We start from the raw sequence: 20,329 nt of genomic DNA, 5'->3' as shown, positions 1-20,329 counted from the left end.
CCGTCAGGGCTGCGCCCGTCGATCGAGGCAGATGCGCTGACGCGGCCTATCGCGCCGGCCGGTTGGGGATCAATCCGGGCGGCAGGAAGCTCTCGCCTGTGGCGACGGCCGGCCTCCGCACCGCTGGCGCCGGGGCGGCCTTGAGAGCCTGCTTCGGTCCGATCGACCCCGTCGTCGCCACATCCGGAATTTGGGACGCCGGCATCGGGACCGCCGGACTGTCGATCCCGTAGATGTCGTCGCGGAAATGGGCGCGGCCGTCCGGCGTCGCGTAGCCGGTGAGATACACGAAGGTCACCGGAATCTGTTTCGGCAGCTTGATGTCGAGACGTTCGTTGGTGGCGATGCTGGTCTCGATCTCGATCGGGCCCCAGGTCGAGGTCGCGCCGTTGGGGCCGGGCGTTCCCTCCAGCAGCCAGCCGGCCAGCTCCTTCACCTGCGCCACGCGCACGCAGCCATGCGAGTGGAACCGGACCTCGCGGGCAAACAGCGATTTCGACGGCGTGTCGTGCATGTAGACCGCCTGTTTGTTTGGCATGTCGATGCGGACTTGCCCGAGCGAGTTCTCCAGGCCGGAATCCTGCCGCAGGGTGTAGTTGGCCGCCTTCTCGCTCGACCAGTCGATGGCGGTGGGGTCGACCTCGACGCCACCGGGGCCGAGGATGCGGATGCGCTCGCGGGCGAGATAACCGGGGTCCTTCCGCATCTTCGGGATGATCTCCTTCTTGATGATGGAGACCGGCAGGGTCCAGGTCGGGTTGAGGTTCACGTCGGTGATGCGGGCCTCGATGCGCGGGGTCGCCTTGTCGGGCTTGCCGACCACGGCGACGTAGCGGCGCACCACCACCCCGTGATCCACCGCCTCGACGGTGGCGGACGGGATGTTCACCACCACGTAGCGGTCGCCATACGCGAAGTTCGAGCCGATCTGCCGGGCGGCGGACGCGCTGAGCTGGCGCTGGCGCGTGGTGGCGGGGACGTTGAGCGCCGCGACCGTCTGGCGGCCGACGAGGCCGGTCTCCGGCAGGCCGTGGCGCGCCTGGAAGGATTTCACCGCAACGACCAGGGGGGCATCGAGCACGTCCGAGGCTGGCGTGTCGGCGGGCAAGTCGCCCACTAGCGCCAGATGCTTGCGCAGGGCCGGGATGGCGGGGTCGCGCCCGCCGGGCTTCACCGTCAGGGTGGCGGGCAAGGGCACCCAGCCGCCGGCATCGACCATCGCCTGGTAGCGATCGGCCATGCGCAGGGTGTCGAGGAAGGTGGCAGGGGACAGGGTCGGCACCGGATCGGTGGACACTCGCGCCACCACCAGCGGCGGCAATTCCCGCGATTTCTTCGGCGCCGCGTCCCCGACGGGGATCGGGACGATGGTCTGCACTGCGGGCGTCGCCGGGGGCGACGTCGCCAGGACGTCCGGTCGCGTAAGCGTCCGCGCCGGCGCTTCCTGGGTCGCCGGGGCCGATGCGGGCGCGGCTTGTGCCTTCGCCCCGTGAAGGGTGACGAGTAGGGCCAGCGGCGACAGGCTCGCACGCAGGCTGGAAACGACGGCACCGTGGCGCGAAAGCATCGCAAGCCTCTCGATCGGACTGTTTCCCCGACCATGCGGACCGATGGTTACCATTCTCCTCCCCGGCCCTGACGCGGCCGTCCGGTGCCCTACCTGATGCGCGAAAGCGCACGGCAAACGAGTGGGACAATGGAACAGCAGGGAACGGATTTGCATCCGGCAATTCGCGCGGGCCGGACGGCCATCGTCACGGGCGCGGCGAGCGGCATCGGCTTCGCGGCCGCCAAGCGCTTCGCCGCCGAAGGCATGGCCGTCTGGCTCGCCGATCTGCCCGGTGACGCCCTCGACACCGCCCGCGCGGCCGTCGCGGCCGCCGCGCCCGGCAAGGCCGCGATCCGCGCGCTCGCGACCGACGTCGGCAACCGCGCGGCGATGGACGCGCTTCGCGACGCGGCGAGCACTGACGGGCCCCCGGCCATCGTGATGCTGAATGCCGGCATCGAGGCCGGCGGTAGATTGTTCTCGGACGAGGCCACGTGGCGGCGCATCCTGGAGACCAACCTATGGGGCGTCGTCAACGGCATCCACGCCTTCGCGGACGGCATGGCGCAGGCGTCAGAGCCCGGCGCCTTCATCGTGACCGGCTCGAAGCAGGGCATCACCACGCCGCCGGGCAACACCCCCTACAACGCCTCGAAGGCAGCGGTGAAGGCCGTGACGGAAGCGCTCGCCCACGATCTGCGCGGGCGTGACGGTGGCAGGGTCAGCGCCCACCTCCTCATTCCCGGCTTCGTCTATACCGGCCTCACCAAAGCGCGCGGTATCGCGAAAAAGCCGGAAGGCGCCTGGACGCCGGACGAGACCATCGACTTCCTCATGGCCGGGATGGCGCGGGGCGACTTTTACATTCTGTGCCCCGACAACGAGACCACGCGGGCACAGGACGATAAGCGGATCGCGTGGGCCGCGGGCGACATCATCGCGAATCGCCCGGCCTTGTCGCGCTGGCACCCGGATCACGCGGACGCATTCCGGCGTTTCATGGAGACGCCATAATGCGTTCGGGTCATGCCCCGGGCGCGCGGGTTGGCGATCACAGCGCCTTCAGTGCCGGGATGGAGGGCGCGAAGAAGTATTCGCCGCCCTGCATCTGCACGAAGCTTCTCAGGCTGAGATCGGGCTTTTTGGCGAGATCTTTCGAGAACGGCGCCGCACCCCGGAACGGCCGGGAGGTCGACACCGATTGGCCGATAATCGGGTCGATCCCGCTAAGTTCTTGAGAGAAATCCGCCACATTCGCCCATTGCTGCTGAACGAACTCGAACTGGTTCTCGATCGAGGTCACGTAGCACTTGAACAGGAGCCCGCGGGTCTGCTTTCCGTTCGCCGACAGGCCGGACAGGGCCTCGTCTTCGGTCAGTTCCGGGCCGAAGGCGATGCCCCGGCGCATCATCCGGTGGCTCTGGGTGAAGGCTTCCGCTGCGGAGACCGTGGTCTCGTCGGGCGTAACGTCGTGCCTGACGTCGTCGCGCGGATAGGCCTTGCGGACATGCGCCGCCCAGGGACAGACGAGGCCCTGGCGGTCGTCGCCGAACTCGAACGCGTTGGCCCGCGGGGTGTTGTCGCCCACCGAGCGGTCGTCCTCCGTCGGAGCGTTGATGAGGGCGGCGCCGCTCTTCCAGCGTCCCACCATCTGGGCGCCCATGAGAACGGGGTCGGCCTGGTCCGCCCCGGTGGCGACGGCTGCCGAGGCGGCCTTGACCGAGGCGTTGAACTCCGGAACGAACTGGGCGAGGCGCCGGACCACGAGGTAGGCGCCGTGGTTCATGAACGGGATCGGTGGAGCCTTGTCCGGCCCCTTGATCTCGAAGCTGGGCGCACCCGGGTTCTGTCCCGGAAAGCCGAAGACGAACTCGCCTGGCCACAGCAGATCCTGGCCCAGAGCCGCCTGATTGTCCTGGCCACCCGCGACGGTGGGATGGAACGGGGTCGTCGCAGCAATGCGGCCGCGCACGCCCGGTTGCGACACGCCGTCCGCGTAGCCGAAATGCTCATGTCCAACCACCGGCTCGGGTCTCACCGTGCCGACCTCCTCCGAGAGCAGCCGCCATCCGTTGGTCTGGGCCGGCGCGAGCCGGAGGGAGATCACATCCACCACCTCCGCATGGGAGGCGCCCGTCACGATGAAGACGCCGTGGAGCGCCGCGTCGGGCTTCAGCGTCTTCCACTGCGCCTGGGGCGGATCGAGCAGCGTCGCTTGGCGACTGGCCATCCCGTTCTTGTAGGCCTCCGCTCCGGTCATCGCCGACACCTGGGGAACACCGAGCTTCTGCAGGCCCGAAAAGCTGAAGGCGATGTTCAGGCCGGGCGTCGGCACGAGTTGATCGTTGATCGCCTTCTGTGCCGCGATGGTGTCCCTGTCCTTCAGGCAGGTCTTCATGCTGGTGAGGTCGAGACTCTTCAGGAATGCCTTGAAGGACGCCGCATCCCTGATCGTGAAGAACATCAGATGTTCATGCCGCTTGGGCAGGCCGGTGAGGATGTCCCCCTGAATGTCGTCGACTGGAAACAGCGGCTCTGCGGTGATGTCGCGCGGCATGGAAATCTCCCTGTGAGACGATGAGGATCGTGTCGTGGTTCGGCGCGCGTTCTCCCCCATTTCGTGGGCGGTGCGAGCCTCGATGGGAAGTCTTCGGCAGTAAACATAAGTCTAAAGATTTGCTGTCGGTCGACAGCAAAATCCGAACAGTCGCTGTTATGTCGAAGCTCTATACGGATAGTATTCAGAAAAGAGTGGTTCTACGACAGTGCGGTCGAGAAATGCCCTGCTGTGATTCGCTCGGGCGTTGCGCAATTGATTCTTCGAATACTTATAAAACGACCGGCCGTCAACTGAGTGGTGATCTGGTGATTGATCGAAACTAATACGAACGTAATTTGTGTAGAATTTTACTTGAGGTTATCGATGGCGCGTCGAGACCGTCGTCCGGGCGATTCGGGCTGCGGTATCCGGCAGACCGGATTGTGATCGACCGCCAATCCGGCGTATCGGTTCGGATGGCTGCGCGCTTGCATGGTGTCGCCTGCAGGGTGCCGAAGTGGGTCGCCACGGCGTTCGGCATGATCCTCAGTTTGCAAAATACGGGAGCCGCTTTTGGCCACCATTATCCCCGTCGCCTCCTTCGACTGCGTCGTGTTCGGCGCCACCGGCGATCTGACCACGCGCAAGCTGCTGCCGGCGTTGTATTACCGGTTCAAGGATGGGCAGATTCCCGGCACCAGCCGGATCATCGGCGCCTCGCGCTCCGAGATGAGCACCGAGGCGTTCCGCGAGCGTGCCCGCGACGCGATCAAGCGTTTCGTGCCGGCCAACGACATTCTGGAGGATAAGCTCGCCGCGTTCCTCGACCATCTCGACTACGTGGCGGTGGACGGGGCCGGCAACGACGGCTGGGAAGATCTCGCCGCCAAGCTCGCCGAGCGGCCCGATCAGGTGCGGCCCTACTACCTCGCCACCTCGCCCGACCTCTACGGCGCCATCTGCCAGAACCTCGCCGCCCATGGCCTGATCGGCGAGAAATCCCGCGTCGTGCTGGAAAAGCCGATCGGCAAGGATCTGAAATCGGCCCGCGCCATCAACGACGCCGTCGGCAAGGTGTTTCCGGAAGAACAGATCTTCCGCATCGATCACTATCTCGGCAAGGAGACGGTGCAGAACCTGCTGGCCCTGCGCTTTGCCAACACGATCTTCGAACGCCTGTGGACCGCGGACGTCATCGACCACGTCCAGATCACCGTGGGCGAGACCGTCGGCGTCGAGGGCCGTGCCGGCTATTACGACACGTCGGGGGCGCTCCGCGACATGGTGCAGAACCACATGTTGCAGCTCCTCTGCCTGATGGCGATGGAGAGCCCGCTCTCGCTCGATGCCAACTCGGTGCGCGACGAGAAGCTGAAGGTGCTGCGTGCCCTGAAGCCGATCACGCCCCACGACGTGCAGACCGTCACCGTGCGCGGCCAGTACGCGGCCGGTGCCGTCGACGGCAAGCCGGTGGAGAGCTACCGCACCGATCTCGGCGCCGACGCGCAGAGCCGCACCGAGACCTTCGTGGCGCTCAAGCTCGAGGTGCAGTCCTGGCGCTGGGCTGGCGTGCCGTTCTACCTGCGCACCGGCAAGCGCCTGCCCGCGAAGCTCTCGGAGATCGTGGTGCAGTTCCGCGCCTCGCCCTTCTCGATCTTCCCGGCGGAATCGTTCGGCCGCGAGCCCAACCGCCTCGTCATTCGGCTTCAGCCGGAGGAGGGCATCAAGCTCGAGGTGATGACCAAGGACCCCGGTCCGGGCGGGATGCGCCTGCGGCCGACCAACCTCGACATCTCGTTCGAGGAGACCTTCAAGCAGCGCTATCCCGATGCCTACGAGCGCCTGCTGATGGACGTGGTGCGCGGCAACGCCACCCTGTTCATGCGTCGCGACGAGGTCGAGGTCGCCTGGGCCTGGGCGGATTCGCTGCTCAAGGCCTGGGCCGACCGGCCCGAGCCGCCGCGGTCCTACCCTGCGGGAAGCTGGGGTCCGACGGCGGCCATCGCCCTGATCGAGCGCGACGGCCGCACCTGGCACGAGGAGATGCACTGAACGACAAGGGGATGGCGCCGCTTTCGGGGGCGCAGTCTCTCGACACGCGTCCTGAGCACTCCTACAGCTTGCATTATAATTGATGCAGATCTCAGAACCGCGGATCGATGAACAAGATTGAGCCGGGCCTCGGCATCAACCGTCGCTACCTTCACGACGAGGTCGTCGACCGGATGCGCGATCTCATCCGCTCGGGCGATCTCGAGCCGCGCGCGCGAATCAACGAGAGCGAGCTGACCGAACGCTTCGGCATCTCGCGCACGCCCCTGCGCGAGGCGATCAAGATCCTGGCGACCGAAGGGCTGCTCGAATTGCTGCCCAACCGCGGCGCGCGGGTGGCGAGCCTGTCGCAATCCGAGATCGAGGAGATGATCGAGGTCATCGCCGGCCTCGAGGCGACCGCTGCCGATCTCGCCTGCCGGACGATCACCGATGAGGAGATCGCCGGGATCGAACGCGACCATCACGCCATGGTGGTGGCCTGGAAGGCGGGGGAGGAGGGGGCCTATTTCAGCCTCAACCGGTCGATCCACGAGGCGATCATGGCCGCCAGCCGCAACGCGACGCTAGGGGGCATCTATGCGAGCCTGTCGGGCCGCATCCAGCGCTCGCGCTACGCCGTCCACCAGACGACTGAGCAATGGGCCCAGGCGGTGTCGGAGCACGAGCGGATGATCGAACTCCTGCGTGCCCGCGATGGCGAGGCGCTCGCCGTGCTCATGCGCGCCCATATCCGGGCGAAGACCCCGGTCATCGCCGAGAATTTCGGCGCGACCAGCTGAGAGACCGATCCTCCGCGCCAGCGTGCGCGATGCGGGACAGTCGCATTCGGTCTTTCGCGCGACTGATCGGGAAATCCTGAACGCACGTCCGCCAGGTCCGTGTGGAGTCGAGTGGTCGGGACAGCCGTGATTCCGGAGAGGCGTTGAGGCCCGATCTGGAAATGCCATGAAGCCGCCGACACGCTCCCGGCAGCCCTGCCGTTCCGGCTTGCGCGTCGAGACCGACCTGACGGATGGTGATCGCCCCGCTGATGCCGCAACCGGCCTCATGCGGTCGCCCTCCGGTTTGGGGGATGGGTTAGGTCCTGACTGCGGTCTTCTTCGCACTGCGCGGCAGCATCTGGATCGGCCGCAATCGCCGCCCCCGGCACGATCCTCGTCCGATGCCTCGGATGCACCGCGTGACTTTCCGGCCTACCTCTGAGACTATCGACCAAGGTGAGCGGCTCGATAATGGGCTTGGTTGATTCGGGGTCCGTAACTCCCGTAGAATTCAAAAGCGTGGGGTGTGCTCCCCCACCTGTACTCATTTGTAGAAGAGTTCGGAACCTGACACAGCAAATCTAGACGGGTGATAATACGGCTTGAGAGCGTCGCTGCCTGATCTGCCTCTCTCGATCTGCCTATGCACTTCGAGATCGGATGCACTGTGAATTCATGGGTCTGCTCTAGAGATAAGCAATGCCGAGCGTAAATGACAATGGCCGCTTACACGCGAGCTTTATCGACTCAAGCGTCGGTGAGGACATTCTATTTTGGCCGTACTCAGGCGGCGCTCCTCGGGCGACTTTAACGAGGGCCATAGCGATAATTCAAAAAAAATATCTTCGGTAAAATCAATTCCTGCAATAGTTACTTCGCTCACTTGCCGGGAGGATCAACGTTCGATGCTTTGTGGAGCGATCCCGCCCTATGGATCAATTGGGATCCACGTCCCAATCCCGGTTTTTACGGAGCGACGGCCGCATCGAGAAGAAAAGAAATCACGATTTCTAATTTTGCTTTGAATCGCGGCACCTGGGTCACCGTTGCCACCATCGTGCATGAAATGGCTCACGTGAACGGCGCCCCGGGTGCACCCAGCATGGCCGCGGAAAACGCGTTGACCCCCTGCGGCTTGAAAGGCCTTGTCGACCCTGGCGCAATTGGGATGCGGCCACGCGCACAGTCAGAGTCAGGCAATCGCTATGCTTAAAGTCGTTAAATCACGGCTATGCCGCTGGTTGACCCGCATCGCACGTCCAAATCGGGATTCTGAAGCTTCCTGAAATCACCGCTCTCCCGCCTACTCAGCCACTCACAGAAGTATCGGTTGGAACCTATCACGCCGGGGCCATCTACAAAGGCTCCGGCTCACGTCTCAGGATAGGATCGTCCGGGGCTGAGCCTGCCGAACCGCATCCGATCGGACCCGTCTCAAGCCGCCCGGACGGTGGCGAGGAACTGCGCCACCTCCGCGGTGAGGTGCTGCGATTCCCGCGAGAGTTCGGAGGCCGAGGCCAGCACCTCGGCAGCGGCGGCCCCGGTCTCCTCGGCGGCGCTCGCGACACCGGAGACGTTGGCGGTGACCTCGCCGGTCCCGATGGCGGCCTGACTGACGTTGCGGACGATCTCCTGGGTCGCCGCGCCCTGTTCCTCCACGGCGGCGGCGATGGAGGTGGCGACGCCGCTGATCTCGCGGATGCGGGCGGTGATGCTCTCGATCGCCGTCACGGCCTGGCCGGTGGAGCCCTGGATCCGGCCGATCTGGCTGCCGATCTCGTCGGTGGCCCGCGCGGTCTGGTTGGCGAGTTCCTTCACCTCCGCGGCGACCACGGCAAACCCGCGACCCGCCTCGCCGGCCCGGGCCGCCTCGATGGTGGCGTTGAGCGCCAGCAGGTTGGTCTGGCCCGCGATGGTGGCGATCATCGCCACCACGTCGCCGATCTTGGCGGCAGCCTCGCTGAGGTCCTTCATCTGGGCGCCGGTGCGCGCGGCCTCGTCGACGGCGCGGTGCGCCAGGCTGGTAGAGCCGTCGACCTGCCGGCCGATCTCCTCCACCGACGAACCGAGCTCCTCGGCGGCCGCCGCCACCATGGTGACGTTGGTGCCCGCCTGTTCGGCCGCCGCCGCGACGGTGACGGATTGCCGGGCGGTTTCCGCAGCGGTGCCGGCCATGCTCTGCGATGTCGCGCGCAACTGGGTCGCGGCGGCCGATACGCGGCTGAGGATACCGCCGACCGCAGTCTCGAAGCCGTCGGCCAGGGCCAGAGCCGCCGCCTTGCGATGGGCTTCCGCTCCAGCGCGGGCGAGCGCGGTGTCGGCTTCCAACGCGCGGGTCCGTACGAGGGTGTCACGGAAGGTGTCGAGGGTCGCAGCCATCGCGCCGATCTCGTCCTGGCGCCCGACGCTGGGGATCACCGCTTCGGTATCGCCCGAGGCGAGGCGGCGCATGGCCGCCGTCATCCGCTCGATGGGACGAGACACGCCGAGGAACGCGAAGGCCATGGCGCCCAGCGCCATCGCCAAGGCGGCGGCCAGCATCACTTGCGTCGTGCGCACGGCCTGGCTCTGCTCCTCGCGTGCCGCCACCCCTGCGGCGGTTCCGGCCCGGGTGTTGAGCTCGACGATCTTGCGCAGGGCGCCCGTCACCGCGAGGTAATCGGTGTTCATCGGGCCGCGAAAGCGTGCGGAGATCGCGTCGCGCTCGGCCGGATCGATCTGGCGCAGGCCGTCCCAGCCGGCCCGAAGCATCCGCCACTTCCCGCCGAATTCGTCGAACAGGGCCTGTTCCTCGGGGGAGCTGATCAGCGGAACGTAGGCGGTCTTGGCCGTCTCGATGGCGCCGAACATCTCGTCGACGTTCTTGCCGCTCAAGGTCCGTTCCGCCTCGCTGTCCGCCATCAGGTAGCGGAACTGCCAGAGGCGCGCGCGCATCACCAGAGTGCTGAGCCCATGGGCGGAATCCACCGACGGCAGCGCATTGCCCGCCAGAAGTTCGATGCGATCACCGATGGCGTCGAGCTTGCGCAGCGATACCACGCCCTGGACGCTGGTGATGATCGCCAGCACGGCGAAGAGGCCGATGAGGGTTGCTTTGATCGAGGGACGCATGAGGATGTCCGGGCAGTGTTGGAAGGTTTATCAGCGGCCCGGTTACGATGGGTACGAAGGGTTAATTCTTTCCGATCTTAGGATTTTCGCGCTGATTATAAGGCGAATTTTCTCGGTTGCTGTCGGTCTTACGCTGCGGTGTTGATCGACCGGAGCGAGGCCACGAGATCGCAGAACCGGTCGCCCTGGACGATGACGTGTGCCCGCAACCGATCGGAGGCCGCTGCCTCGTCCCCCGCAATGATGGCCGCGACGATCGCCTCGTGTTCGGCCAAGGACTGTCCGAGGCGATTCCGGGCCCGAAGCTGCATCCGGCGGAACGGCGCGAGCCGGCGGTGGAGCTGGCGCGCCTGTTCCGACAGGAAGACGTTGCGGCAGGCCCGGTAGATCACCGTGTGGAAGAGGTAGTTCTCCTGGTAGTAGCGCTCCGGGTCCTCGGCTGCGGCAGCCACCGCGCAGGCAGCGAGCGCGTCCTTCAGGCTAGCCTCGTCCTCGGGGACCAGGCGCCGGGCCGCGAGCCGCCCGCACGACGCCTCGATCTCCGCCATCGTCTCGAACATCGCGATCAGCAATTGCGGATCGGGCGCGCTGACGATGGCGCCGCGCCGCGGTTTGATCTCCACGAGGCCGGTCATCGCGAGCTGCAGCAGCGCTTCGCGGATCGGGGTGCGCGACACACCGAAGCGCTCGGCCATCTCGGTCTCGTCGAGGCGGGCCCCGATGGCGAGGCGGCCGTCGACGATTTCGGTTTCGATCGTCTGTCGCAGGCGCCGCGACTGGGTCATGCCGTCCGATCCCGCAATCGCTTTAATCCTCCCATGCGCAAAAAATTTTCACGCCGCTTTCGGCGCATCCATTATTCAATCTGGTTGACAAAATATACAAGAGGCTGTTCGCTCTATAAATAGTTGGCATCGCAGTATAAATTGTGCGGTGCAAAACAACGGCGTCATTCAAGTCGCCGCCCAGGGAGAGAGACGCCATGACACTGACCCGCCGTGCCCTCGTCGCGTCCGGCCTCGCCGCGCCGGCCCTTCTCACATTCGGTTCGGGAGCCCGTGCCGCCACCACCCTGAAGATCTCGCACCAGTTCCCCGGCGGTACCATCGACGAGGGCGATTTTCGCGATCGGATGTGCCGCAAGTTCGCGGCGGCGCTCGCCGAGCGTTCGAAGGGCGCGCTGGAACTGCAGGTCTATCCGGGCTCGTCCCTGATGAAGACGAACGCCCAGTTCGGCGCGATCCGCAAGGGTGCGCTCGACATGACGCTGTACCCGAGCCCCTATGCCGGCGGCGAAGTGCCGGAGATGAATATCGGCCTGATGCCGGGCCTCGTCACCTCCTATGCGCAGGCCGGCGCCTGGAAGGCGGCACCGGTGGGCCGCAAGCTCACCGAGATCCTCGATTCCAAGGGCGTGGTCATCGTTTCCTGGGTCTGGCAGGCGGGTGGAGTTGCGAGCCGGGACCGGCCGCTCTTCGCGCCGGCCGATGCCAAGGGCCTCAAGGTCCGGGGCGGCTCGCGCGAAATGGACCTGATGATGAAGGCAGCCGGTGCCGCCACGCTCTCGATCCCCTCCAACGAATCCTACGCCGCCATGCAGACCGGGGCGTGCGATGCGGTGATCACCTCCTCCACCAGCCTGATCTCGTTCCGGCTCGAAGAGCTTTCGAAGTCGCTGACCTCGGGGCGTGAGCACACCTACTGGCTGATGCTCGAGCCGATCATGATGTCCAAGATCGTGTTCGCCGGCCTGCCGAAGGATCAGCAGGATCTGATCATGAGCGTCGGCGCCGAACTCGAGACGTTCGGCCAGCAGGGCGCCAAGGAAGACGATACCCGCGTCGAGCAGGTGTTCGCCAAGGCCGGCGCCAAGGTCCAGGCGCTCGACGAGAAGACGCTCGGCCAATGGCGCGACATCGCCCGCGACACCGCCTGGAAGGATTTCGCGGCGAAGTCCACCGGCTGCGCCGAACTCCTCAAGTTGGCGGAGCAGGTTTCGTGAGCCACGCCTTCGATGCGGCGTCCGCCGCTTCCGAAACCGCCCGGACCGCGCCGGAGCCGCGCGTGCCGGGGCTCCTCGGCGCGGTGGACCGCACCATGAAGGCGATCAACCGGGTCATCATGGTCTTCGGCGGCCTCGCCCTCGTCGGCGCCTGCCTCGTCCTCAGCTACAGCGTCGTCGTCCGCTACTGGCTCAAGGAGCCCACCGAGTGGCAGGACGAGATGGCGGTGTTCCTCATCGTCGGCGCGACCTTCTTCTCCGCCGCCGCGGTCCAGGCCAAGCGCGGCCACGTGGCCATCGAGGCGCTGAGCGGGCTGCTTTCGCCCCGCGTCAACCGCGCCCGGCTGCTGTTCGCCGACATCGTCAGCGTGATCTTCGTGACCTTCTTTGCCTGGAAGAGCTGGACGCTGTTCCACGAGGCTTGGGTCGACGGTCAGGTCTCTCAATCGACCTGGGGCCCGCCCCTGTGGATTCCCTACGCGCTGATGGCCACCGGCATGAGCTTCCTCGCCCTGCAATTCGTCCTGCAGATCGTGGAGGCCTTCAATTACGGACCCCGCTCCGCCGGTTGGGCCGATCCGAAGGTCGGCCTCGGCGCCGCCACTGCTGACCTGAAGTCCGGAGCCCATCGATGAGCACCGCCGCCATCGGCTTTCTCTATGCGGGCGCCACGCTCAGCGCCATGCTGGCCGGCATCCCCATCGCCTTCGCGCTCGGCTTCGTCGCCCTGGCGTTCATGTACTTCTTCATGCCGGCGGCCTCCCTCGATACGGTGGCGCAGAACGTCTACGAGGAGATGGCCTCCATCACCCTGCTGTCGATCCCGCTCTTCATCCTGAAGGGCGCGGCGATCGGCCGGAGCCGTGCGGGTCAGGACCTCTACTCGGCCATGCATGCCTGGATGCACCGCATTCCCGGCGGTCTCGGCATCGCCAACGTGTTCGCCTGTGCGCTGTTCGCCGCCATGGCGGGGTCGAGCCCGGCCACCTGCTCGGCCATCGGTTCGGCCGGCATCCCGGAGATGCGCAAGCGCGGCTACTCGCCGGGCTTTGCCGCCGGCATCATCGCGGCGGGGGGCACCCTCGGCATCCTGTTGCCGCCCTCGATCACCATGATCCTCTATGCGGTGGCGGCCGAGCAGTCCCTGGGGCGCTTGTTCCTCGCCGGCATCGGGCCGGGGCTGCTGCTGGTCGGCCTGTTCGCGACCTGGTCGGTCTATCGCTTCCGCTCGGAATACGCGGCCGCGAAGGTGGCCTACGAGCGCCACGGCACCCCATCGGCGATCCTGGCCGAAGATAGCTACAGCATGCGCCAGCGCTTCTCGACGCTGCCGCGGGTTCTCCCCTTCGTCATCCTGCTCACCGGCGTGATGGTGGCGCTCTACGGCGGCTATTCCACCCCGTCCGAGACCGCTGGCCTCGGCGGGCTGCTGGCGCTCGGTCTCATCGCCATCATCTACGGGGTCTGGCGCCCGCGCGACGTGAACCCGATCCTCGCCGCGACCCTGCGGGAATCGACCATGCTGATGCTGATCATCGGCATGTCGCTGCTCTATGCCTACGTGATGAGCTACCTGCACATCTCGCAATCGGCGGCGGCCGCCATCGTGGCGATGCAACTCTCGCCCTGGGTGCTGTTGGTGACGATCCTCGGCCTGGTGATCGTACTCGGCTTCTTCCTGCCGCCGGTGTCGATCATCCTGATGACGGCGCCGATCATCCTGCCGCCGCTGAAGACCGCCGGATTCGACCTCGTCTGGTTCGGCGTGGTGATGACCATCACCATGGAGATGGGGCTGATCCACCCGCCTGTCGGCCTCAACATCTTCGTCATCAAGAACATCGCCCCCGACATCCCGCTGAAGGACATCATCTGGGGCACCTTGCCCTTCGTGATCCTGATGGCCGTGGCGATCCTGATCCTGTGCCTCGTCCCCGGCATCGCCCTGTGGCTGCCGAACTGGCTGCTGCCGTCGACGCGGTAGAGGGCCGCTACCACGCGTTCACAGGTTTGCCGGCATTCTCCCGCCGGCATGCCGCGTGAGCGCCGCGATCCGGTCCTCGATCGCCGGAGGGGTCGCGAACGCCTGGAAGAACCCCGCGCGCGGGTTGTCGACGCACATCTCCATCACCCCTGACGACGCATCGCCCAGGTGCCCGCAACAGCGGCGGCGTTCGGAGCCCGCTCGACACCCGCCTTGGCCCGCACGAGCATCACCGCCGGGGTCGCCGCGCCGCGCGTCTTCATGAGAGTGGTCTCATCCTCCTCGAAGGTCATGATGGCCTTCCGCGTCGCGTCGAAGACCCGCACGCCGCGCTCGTAATCCCAGGCGTAGGCGTCTGCGAGGCGCGACAATCGCGCGGCGCAGGTCGCTGCCGGCTCCACCGACCATCCGCCGATGGTGCGCGTGTCGGTGAGCGTCAGCCGGCAACCCGGCTGGCCGTCGTCGGGGACGGCGCGCCAGTCGCCGAGGCTGTCGCGCATCGCCTCCGGCAAGGGCTCGGCCCGGACCGATCCGCAGGCGAATGTCGCGACGAGCAGGAGGAAGACCAGACGCCGCATCGCTCAGTTCAGCTTCACCAATTCGACGCGCCGGTTCTTGGCGCGTCCCGCCTCGTCGTCGTTGCTCGCGTTCGGCGCCACCATGCCGATGCCCGCAGCCTTGAGGCGCTTGGCATCGACGCCGTAGCTCGCCGCGAGCGTCTTGATCACCGCGTCGGCCCGGCGGCGCGAGAGATCGACGTTGTGCTCGTAGGCGCCTTGGTTGTCGGTGTGCCCGACGGCGATCACCGCAAGCTTCGGGTTCGCCTTCATCAGCCCGGCGATCTCCTGCAGCGTCGGCGCCGAATCCGGCTTCACGTCGGTCTTGGCCGTATCGAACAGGATCCCGGAGAGCGCGACCTTGCCGGTGGCACCGATGCTCTTGGCCATCGCCTCGGCGTCGACCGTGGTCATCTTCCGCTCGCGCCGCTTGGGTTCGAGCAGATGAACCACGGCGATGGTGCGTCAGGTCAGGGCCATGCAGTAGGAGCCGCCGTCGACCTGGAAGGTCTGGACCGCCAGATAGGTGTCGCCGTCCGGATCGGTGCGTTTGCCGGTGAAGTAGCGCTGATCGCTGATCGTGCTCGAGACCGCGCAGGCGCCGTTGGAGAATGCCGGATCCTTGATGTCGGCGTCGTGGAAGAAATACATCAACAGGCTCGACGTGCCGCCGCCGCCGTAGGACGAGCGTGTGTGGTCGCCGCCGCAGCCCTCCGCCTTGCAGGAGAACAGGACCGCACCCCCGCCGGCTTCGATCTCGTCCTGATAATTGCGCATCACCTCGAAGGGGAGCGATCCGCGGGGATCAGATAGACGAGGCGGGTCAGTACGCCTTCCAGCTCTTTTTCCTGTTTCGGCAAGACCGGCTGATTGGTCATCACATCGTGCTGATCGGTCGGTTCAAGATTCGCGAGTGAAACCTTGAAGTCGGTATAAGAAAATTTGGTGTAGCTCACGATGAAGGAACCATCGTAACGCTTGAGCGCCGGGCTGTCCTTCGATCCCGGGATATCCTTCGTAGGAACCGTCGCATCGGCGAGACTAAGCGCGGGCCACAATGCGGCGCAGGTGGCCATGATCAATAAAAACGGACGCATTCCCGCCCCCGATCACGGTCCGAATCAGATGGACCCGCCGACGCATAAGTCCTCGTACGGCCAAGGTGTAGCGGAGTTTGGTCGCGCTGTGCCGGTGCTCCGATGGAAGTCCGATCCGCAAGCCGCCCCGCGCGATCGTCGCCACGCGGCGTCGAAATCTCGACGGGGTGGTGCCCAGGCCTGAACGTCCGAGATGGGTGGTTTCGAGACGGCCCGCTCTTGGTGAGCCGATTCTGCCGGCGGACATCCGGCCGTATTCAGGGCGCATAACGAGTGAAAACTAAATCCTCCGACTTCGGCAGTCGATCATGGCATGCAAAGCACGTATTGATCAGATCGACGCTCGGATTGACCCTGCCGTTCTCGAACTGGCCGTAGCCCCACCCGCCTGACGCGGCATATTTCGTCGAATCCTTCACATCGATCTGAACATTCGTCGGATCACCCGCAACGAATGATTGCTGCTGGCCGAATATCGCGTTGTTCTCGGCTGACGGAACGTACTTCCAAGCCAGCCTGGCGATGATCGATCCGTCAGGGAACGGCCTTGTCGCGCTTCGATAAGCCTTCATGGCGATGTCGTTACCGAGAATCACACGAATGTCGTTGAGGGCGCCAGCCTCATGGGCGACGCCGATCACCTGCCAGTCGCGATAGCCGGGTGGCAGTCCGACGTCGTAGACCGGTGAAGTATTGCTTGCATCGTTTCCGTCTGCAATTGCAATCAGGCCAGTCATCAGAAAAGCCGACGCGAGAGCGGTCCCCCGAATATACCATACGGACATGTCATCCCTCCCCTGCCGTCTTACTACTTATAAGTTTCGGGGAGAAGGCTACGGCTGTCGGCGGAAATTGCAAATCCGGAGCAAGTTTTCATCTGCCCGTGGATTTGATTAGATGTCACGGCCTGCGCGATACTGTGCAGTCGGCCTGAGTGCGAAAGTAGAAACGGCGGCCGCTCAGGGGCGACCGAAACCACAGTCTGAGGGGTCGAGAAGGGTCGAAACTGGGCTCCCTCATGGGGCCCAGCGTCAGATTTCTTCACCTCGCGCCATGTCCGCGATCCTTGGATCACGCCAACACCTCTATTCTCCGCGTGGAGTCGCAGTGGCGTCCCGCGGGTCGGCATCCCACTCGCGCGAAAACCCCCTTCAGCGGCCCTGCCAAGCCGGCGCGCGCTTGGCGAGGAATGCCTCCATGCCTTCGCGAAAATCGGCGCTGGTGTAGCACATCCGGATCAGGTCATCGCCGGGGCGCTCACCCTCGGCCTCGTCCATGCCCTGGAGCCGGCGCAGGCCTTCCTTGGTGGCGCGCAGGGTGAGGGGGGCGTGGCCGGCGACCAGGGTGGCGAGTTCGGCGGCGCGCTGCTCCAGTGCCGCGGCATCCTCCACCATCTCGGTCACGAGGCCGATGGCGAGCGCCTCCTCTCCGCCGATGAGCCGGGCGGTGAAGATCATGTCCTTGACGCGGGCCGGGCCGATCAGGGCCGATAGCCGCTGCAGGTTGCCCAGCGAAAGGCAGTTGCCGAGCGTCCGAGCGATGGGGAAGCCGAACCGCGCATCGCGCGTGGCGATGCGCAGGTCGCAGGCCGCCGCGATGGCGGCGCCGCCTCCGGTACAGGCCCCGGCCACCGCCGCGATGGTCGGCACCCTGAGCCGCTCCAACGCGCCCATCACCCGGTCCATGAAGCGCTCGTAGTCGAGGGCGTCCTGTGCCGTGGAGAAAGCGCGGAACTGGGCGATATCGGTGCCGGCTGCGAACGCCTTCTCGCCGGCTCCGGTGATCACCAACGCCTTGACGCTCTCGTCCGACTCGATGCGCCCGCACAGGTCGATCAGCCCCTGATACATGGCGAAGGTCAGTGCGTTGCGCGCCTGCGGCCGGTTGAGGACGATACGGGCGACGCCCGCCGCATCGATCGCGAACAGGATCTCGTCGGTGGTGCTCATGGCAGGGTCCGTGGCGTGCGGTGGCGTTGGGATACGGGTCTGCCCATCCGCGCCGTCTGGATCAAGCCGCGACGTCGCGTGGAACGCGCCCGCCGACGCTTCCGTTGATGTCGAAATCGGACGTAACGCGGGGGCACGCCCCTTCAGGGAGACGAGACCCGATGCGCGGATGCATGCGACACACGGCTGGCCTCGCCGCCGGGCTTTTGGTGGCGACCAGTGCGGGATCGGCCGAGGCCGGATGCCTCCGGCAGGTGATCAACCGAACCGATCACGTGGTGGTGGCGAGCCAGGATGGCGGTCCCGGCTTCACCGTGCGGCCGCACCACGCCCACCCGATCCGCTACCTCCGGTCGGGCCAGGTCGACATCGCGGTCTATTGCCGGGCGCCTCTCGACGAGTCCGGGCTCGCCCAGCAGCAGCCGGCTTTCCGGGCCTCCTACGCAACGGTCGCCGTGCTTGATCGCTGCTACGTCGACATCGATGGCGGCGGCACCCAGCCCGTCGCCCTCAACAATCCGCGCCAGGGCGACATCGTCGTGGCGCCCTATGAGCTGGCCTGCCCGCCGCTGCGATAGCGGGGGCTCAGAACAGCGATGGCACGAACATCTCCGGCGGCACCGGCTGGCGGGCGTAATCGTCATGGCGCTCGCGGTCGGGCAGGTGGACCGGGGGATGCTCGACATCGCCGTAGGGGATTTGCGTCAGCAGGTGGCTGATGCAGTTGAGCCGGGCCTTCTTCTTGTCGACGGCCTCCACCACCCACCACGGTGCCTCGGGGATATGGGTGCGCGCCAGCATCTCTTCCTTGGCCCGGGTGTAGTCCTCCCACAGGCGGCGGGATTGCACGTCCATCGGCGAGAGTTTCCACTGCTTGAGCGGATCGTGGATGCGCATGTTGAAGCGCAGTTCCTGCTCCTCGTCGGTGATCGAGAACCAGTATTTCAGCACGATGACACCCGAGCGGACGAGCATCCGCTCGAATTCCGGCACGGAGCGGTAGAACTCCTCCACTTCGTCGGGGGAGCAGAAGCCCATTACCCGCTCGACGCCGGCCCGGTTGTACCAGGAGCGGTCGAACAGCACGATCTCGCCGCCGGCCGGCAGGTGCGCCACGTAGCGCTGGAAATACCATTGCGTGCGCTCGCGCTCGCTCGGCGCCGGCAGGGCGGCGACGCGGCAGACCCGCGGGTTGAGGCGCTGGGTGATGCGCTTGATGGCGCCGCCCTTTCCGGCGGAATCGCGGCCTTCGAAGATCACGACCACGCGCAGCTTCTGGCTCTGCACCCAGTCCTGCAGGCGCACCAGCTCGTGCTGGAGCCGGAACAGCTCGCGAAAGTACTGCTTGCGGTCCATGGTCGGGCGACGCGGGCCACCACCGACCGAATCGGCCAGGAGTTCGAGGCGTTCCTCGTCGAGCTCCATCTCGAGCTCCTCGTCGAAATCGTCCGCGACTTCCCGGCGGATCGCCTCGATGTCGAAGGCTCCTGCCGCCCGCTGCCCGTGATCCATCCGCCGCCCCATCGTCGAAAAATATGAGGGCCGTTAGATCAGGCTCGTGTGACAGTCCTGATACGGACGCCGCGCGTCATGACAGTGTCGTCCGCACTTGCGATGTCCCAGGGCGCGATGCCGGACTTTTGCCGGCAATGAACACCGCCGGAAATCCATGTTGCGCCTTCTCACCGACGAAGCCGCCCTGCCGGGTCTGCTCTTCGCCCTGCGCTTCGACGCCGAGGGGGTGGCGACGCCGATCGCATTCGCAGCCGATCTGCCCGCGCGTGAGGCCGGCGGCGATGGCTACGTCTGGCTGCATGTGGATCTCATCGATGCCCGGCTCGCGGATCTGATCGAGTCCGGGCGGCTCGGGCCGCCGCGTCTGACCGCCGCCATTTTCGCGCGCGACGAGCACCAGCGCGTGGTGGTCGAGGGCGAATGGCTCGGCGTGGTGATCGCCGACCGCGAGCGCGCTTTCGACGGCGAGATCGGCGAGGAGCCGACCGGCCGCCTGCATTGCGTGCTCGGGCCGGGCTTCCTGGTGAGCGGCCGGCGCCATGCCACCGCCGGGGCCGAGGCCGCCCGCGACGCGGTGCTCGCCGGGGCCCGCGCCGCCTCGCCGGCCCGGCTCCTCGAACGCTTCGTCGAAGGCGTGGTGGCCTCGCTGGCGGCCTCCGCCAAGCGCTTCTCCGATGAACTCGACGCCATCGAGGACCGTGTCCTCGACGAGACCCGATCCGACGATCCTCGGCCGCTCGCGCCGATCCGCCGGCAGGCCGTGCGCCAGCACCGCCAACTCTCCGGCCTCGCCGCGGTGTTCCATCGCCTGGAAGCCGAGACCGACGAGGATGACGACGCGCTGCCGGAGGCGGTGGTGACCATGGCCGCCCGCGTGGTCCAGCGCCTCGATTCGCTCCACCGCGACATGCATGTCCTGTCGGAGCGGACCCGCACCTTGCAGGACGAGATCGCGGGACGGACGGCGGCGGAGACCAACCGCCAGCTCTTCACCCTGTCGGTGCTCACCGCCCTGTTCCTGCCGCCGACCCTCGTCACCGGCGTGTTCGGCATGAACACCAAGGGCCTGTTCCTCGGCGAGTTCGAAGACGGCTCCGCCATCGCGCTCGGGATTGGTGCGCTCACGTCGCTGGCGGTCTATGGGGTGATCCGTCGCCTCGGCCTCGTGACGCGCCGGGCTTAAACAGGCGGCCGCGAAAAGCCGCGTCCC

At 66.2% G+C, this 20,329-nt stretch carries 19 protein-coding genes and 1 pseudogene; 9 read left to right on the top strand and 11 right to left on the bottom strand.

Annotation, left to right across the window (positions count from 1 at the left end; all coding sequences use genetic code 11):
- Nucleotides 1-46 precede the first annotated feature (46 nt).
- On the bottom strand, nucleotides 47-1,567 hold the full coding sequence (locus G3T14_RS13720; protein ID WP_163643104.1) for a L,D-transpeptidase family protein: 1,521 nt from the start codon (nucleotides 1,565-1,567) through the stop codon (nucleotides 47-49).
- Between the two features lie 129 nt (nucleotides 1,568-1,696).
- Here G3T14_RS13720 and G3T14_RS13715 point away from each other — a divergent pair, with 129 nt between their 5' ends.
- Nucleotides 1,697-2,563 (top strand): SDR family NAD(P)-dependent oxidoreductase, encoded by an 867-nt coding sequence (locus G3T14_RS13715; protein ID WP_163643103.1) that lies wholly within the window; start codon nucleotides 1,697-1,699, stop codon nucleotides 2,561-2,563.
- Nucleotides 2,564-2,600: 37 nt separating this feature from the next.
- Here the strand turns inward: G3T14_RS13715 and G3T14_RS13710 are convergent, their stop codons facing one another.
- Nucleotides 2,601-4,106 carry a Dyp-type peroxidase gene (locus tag G3T14_RS13710; protein ID WP_163643102.1) on the bottom strand — a complete coding sequence of 502 codons (1,506 nt, stop codon included), beginning with the start codon at nucleotides 4,104-4,106 and terminating at the stop codon, nucleotides 2,601-2,603.
- A 555-nt stretch (nucleotides 4,107-4,661) separates the two neighbouring features.
- Here G3T14_RS13710 and zwf point away from each other — a divergent pair.
- The 3 genes and pseudogenes from zwf to G3T14_RS25065 all read left to right on the top strand — a co-directional run.
- Complete coding sequence (zwf, locus tag G3T14_RS13705; protein WP_163643101.1) at nucleotides 4,662-6,140, top strand: glucose-6-phosphate dehydrogenase; 1,479 nt, start codon at nucleotides 4,662-4,664, stop codon at nucleotides 6,138-6,140.
- Between the two features lie 107 nt (nucleotides 6,141-6,247).
- Nucleotides 6,248-6,922, top strand: coding sequence for a GntR family transcriptional regulator (locus G3T14_RS13700; RefSeq protein WP_163643100.1), 675 nt, complete (start codon nucleotides 6,248-6,250; stop codon nucleotides 6,920-6,922).
- Between the two features lie 166 nt (nucleotides 6,923-7,088).
- Nucleotides 7,089-7,221, top strand: a pseudogene (locus G3T14_RS25065) (IS5/IS1182 family transposase); the annotation flags it as partial.
- A gap of 1,117 nt (nucleotides 7,222-8,338) precedes the next feature.
- On the opposite strand, the gene G3T14_RS13695 reads toward G3T14_RS25065, so the two are convergent.
- Nucleotides 8,339-10,015: a methyl-accepting chemotaxis protein gene (locus G3T14_RS13695; protein WP_163643099.1), complete on the bottom strand. Its 1,677-nt coding sequence runs from the start codon at nucleotides 10,013-10,015 to the stop codon at nucleotides 8,339-8,341.
- Between the two features lie 128 nt (nucleotides 10,016-10,143).
- The gene (locus tag G3T14_RS13690; protein ID WP_163643098.1) at nucleotides 10,144-10,800 is read right to left on the bottom strand and encodes a GntR family transcriptional regulator; all 657 of its coding nucleotides are present in this window, start codon (nucleotides 10,798-10,800) and stop codon (nucleotides 10,144-10,146) included.
- Between the two features lie 197 nt (nucleotides 10,801-10,997).
- Here G3T14_RS13690 and dctP point away from each other — a divergent pair, with 197 nt between their 5' ends.
- From dctP to G3T14_RS13675, 3 genes are read left to right on the top strand one after another with little or no spacing between them, the layout of a single operon-like run.
- Nucleotides 10,998-12,017 (top strand): TRAP transporter substrate-binding protein DctP, encoded by a 1,020-nt coding sequence (dctP, locus tag G3T14_RS13685; RefSeq protein WP_163643097.1) that lies wholly within the window; start codon nucleotides 10,998-11,000, stop codon nucleotides 12,015-12,017.
- Nucleotides 12,014-12,652 (top strand): TRAP transporter small permease, encoded by a 639-nt coding sequence (locus tag G3T14_RS13680; RefSeq protein ID WP_163643096.1) that lies wholly within the window; start codon nucleotides 12,014-12,016, stop codon nucleotides 12,650-12,652. Before dctP ends, G3T14_RS13680 begins: the two co-directional genes overlap by 4 nt.
- The gene (locus G3T14_RS13675; protein ID WP_163643095.1) at nucleotides 12,649-14,001 is read left to right on the top strand and encodes a TRAP transporter large permease; all 1,353 of its coding nucleotides are present in this window, start codon (nucleotides 12,649-12,651) and stop codon (nucleotides 13,999-14,001) included. The genes G3T14_RS13680 and G3T14_RS13675 overlap by 4 nt, the downstream gene beginning before the upstream one ends.
- A 143-nt stretch (nucleotides 14,002-14,144) precedes the next feature.
- On the opposite strand, the gene G3T14_RS13665 is transcribed toward G3T14_RS13675, so the two are convergent.
- The 6 genes from G3T14_RS13665 to G3T14_RS13645 all read right to left on the bottom strand — a co-directional run bounded on the left by G3T14_RS13665 (nucleotide 14,145) and on the right by G3T14_RS13645 (nucleotide 17,604).
- Nucleotides 14,145-14,579: an AprI/Inh family metalloprotease inhibitor gene (locus G3T14_RS13665; protein ID WP_163643094.1), complete on the bottom strand. Its 435-nt coding sequence runs from the start codon at nucleotides 14,577-14,579 to the stop codon at nucleotides 14,145-14,147.
- A 3-nt stretch (nucleotides 14,580-14,582) separates the two neighbouring features.
- Entirely contained in the window at nucleotides 14,583-14,972 is a 390-nt protein-coding gene (locus G3T14_RS25055) for an OmpA family protein (protein WP_246733335.1), read from the bottom strand.
- 51 nt (nucleotides 14,973-15,023) lie between these two features.
- A complete protein-coding gene (locus G3T14_RS25050; protein WP_246733334.1) occupies nucleotides 15,024-15,335 on the bottom strand; it encodes a hypothetical protein in 312 nt (103 codons plus the stop codon).
- Nucleotides 15,335-15,634, bottom strand: coding sequence for a hypothetical protein (locus G3T14_RS13655; RefSeq protein WP_163643093.1), 300 nt, complete (start codon nucleotides 15,632-15,634; stop codon nucleotides 15,335-15,337). Before G3T14_RS13655 ends, G3T14_RS25050 begins: the two co-directional genes overlap by 1 nt.
- Before the next feature lie 278 nt (nucleotides 15,635-15,912).
- The gene (locus G3T14_RS13650; protein WP_348645269.1) at nucleotides 15,913-16,440 is read right to left on the bottom strand and encodes a cytochrome P460 family protein; all 528 of its coding nucleotides are present in this window, start codon (nucleotides 16,438-16,440) and stop codon (nucleotides 15,913-15,915) included.
- A gap of 366 nt (nucleotides 16,441-16,806) precedes the next feature.
- Nucleotides 16,807-17,604, bottom strand: a complete 798-nt coding sequence (locus tag G3T14_RS13645; protein WP_163643092.1) for an enoyl-CoA hydratase/isomerase family protein — start codon at nucleotides 17,602-17,604, stop codon at nucleotides 16,807-16,809.
- A 173-nt stretch (nucleotides 17,605-17,777) separates the two neighbouring features.
- On the opposite strand from G3T14_RS13645, the gene G3T14_RS13640 reads away from it, so the two are divergent.
- Complete coding sequence (locus G3T14_RS13640) at nucleotides 17,778-18,182, top strand: hypothetical protein (protein ID WP_246733333.1); 405 nt, start codon at nucleotides 17,778-17,780, stop codon at nucleotides 18,180-18,182.
- 7 nt (nucleotides 18,183-18,189) lie between these two features.
- Here the strand turns inward: G3T14_RS13640 and ppk2 are convergent, their stop codons facing one another.
- On the bottom strand, nucleotides 18,190-19,116 hold the full coding sequence (gene ppk2 / locus G3T14_RS13635; RefSeq protein ID WP_163643090.1) for a polyphosphate kinase 2: 927 nt from the start codon (nucleotides 19,114-19,116) through the stop codon (nucleotides 18,190-18,192).
- Between the two features lie 157 nt (nucleotides 19,117-19,273).
- Here ppk2 and G3T14_RS13630 point away from each other — a divergent pair, with 157 nt between their 5' ends.
- The gene (locus tag G3T14_RS13630) at nucleotides 19,274-20,302 is read left to right on the top strand and encodes a CorA family divalent cation transporter (RefSeq protein WP_163643089.1); all 1,029 of its coding nucleotides are present in this window, start codon (nucleotides 19,274-19,276) and stop codon (nucleotides 20,300-20,302) included.
- Nucleotides 20,303-20,329: the final 27 nt, after the last annotated feature.

It is taken from the genome of Methylobacterium sp. BTF04 (assembly GCF_010692745.1).
Taxonomy (GTDB): Bacteria; Pseudomonadota; Alphaproteobacteria; order Rhizobiales; family Beijerinckiaceae; genus Methylobacterium.
This window is presented reverse-complemented; position numbering and strand designations above follow the sequence as displayed.

Coding starts and splice junctions, on each gene's coding strand:
- G3T14_RS13695 (WP_163643099.1), bottom strand. CDS start 10,015: ATGCGTCCCTCGATCAAAGCAACCCTCATCGGCCTCTTCGCCGTGCTG.
- G3T14_RS25055 (WP_246733335.1), bottom strand. CDS start 14,972: ATGACCACGGTCGACGCCGAGGCGATGGCCAAGAGCATCGGTGCCACC.
- G3T14_RS13640 (WP_246733333.1), top strand. CDS start 17,778: ATGCGACACACGGCTGGCCTCGCCGCCGGGCTTTTGGTGGCGACCAGT.
- G3T14_RS13710 (WP_163643102.1), bottom strand. CDS start 4,106: ATGCCGCGCGACATCACCGCAGAGCCGCTGTTTCCAGTCGACGACATT.
- G3T14_RS13665 (WP_163643094.1), bottom strand. CDS start 14,579: ATGCGGCGTCTGGTCTTCCTCCTGCTCGTCGCGACATTCGCCTGCGGA.
- G3T14_RS25050 (WP_246733334.1), bottom strand. CDS start 15,335: ATGCGCAATTATCAGGACGAGATCGAAGCCGGCGGGGGTGCGGTCCTG.
- G3T14_RS13650 (WP_348645269.1), bottom strand. CDS start 16,440: ATGTCCGTATGGTATATTCGGGGGACCGCTCTCGCGTCGGCTTTTCTG.
- G3T14_RS13715 (WP_163643103.1), top strand. CDS start 1,697: ATGGAACAGCAGGGAACGGATTTGCATCCGGCAATTCGCGCGGGCCGG.
- G3T14_RS13630 (WP_163643089.1), top strand. CDS start 19,274: ATGTTGCGCCTTCTCACCGACGAAGCCGCCCTGCCGGGTCTGCTCTTC.
- G3T14_RS13720 (WP_163643104.1), bottom strand. CDS start 1,567: ATGCTTTCGCGCCACGGTGCCGTCGTTTCCAGCCTGCGTGCGAGCCTG.
- G3T14_RS13700 (WP_163643100.1), top strand. CDS start 6,248: ATGAACAAGATTGAGCCGGGCCTCGGCATCAACCGTCGCTACCTTCAC.
- dctP (WP_163643097.1), top strand. CDS start 10,998: ATGACACTGACCCGCCGTGCCCTCGTCGCGTCCGGCCTCGCCGCGCCG.
- ppk2 (WP_163643090.1), bottom strand. CDS start 19,116: ATGGATCACGGGCAGCGGGCGGCAGGAGCCTTCGACATCGAGGCGATC.
- G3T14_RS13655 (WP_163643093.1), bottom strand. CDS start 15,634: ATGGCCACCTGCGCCGCATTGTGGCCCGCGCTTAGTCTCGCCGATGCG.
- G3T14_RS13690 (WP_163643098.1), bottom strand. CDS start 10,800: ATGACCCAGTCGCGGCGCCTGCGACAGACGATCGAAACCGAAATCGTC.
- G3T14_RS13675 (WP_163643095.1), top strand. CDS start 12,649: ATGAGCACCGCCGCCATCGGCTTTCTCTATGCGGGCGCCACGCTCAGC.
- G3T14_RS13645 (WP_163643092.1), bottom strand. CDS start 17,604: ATGAGCACCACCGACGAGATCCTGTTCGCGATCGATGCGGCGGGCGTC.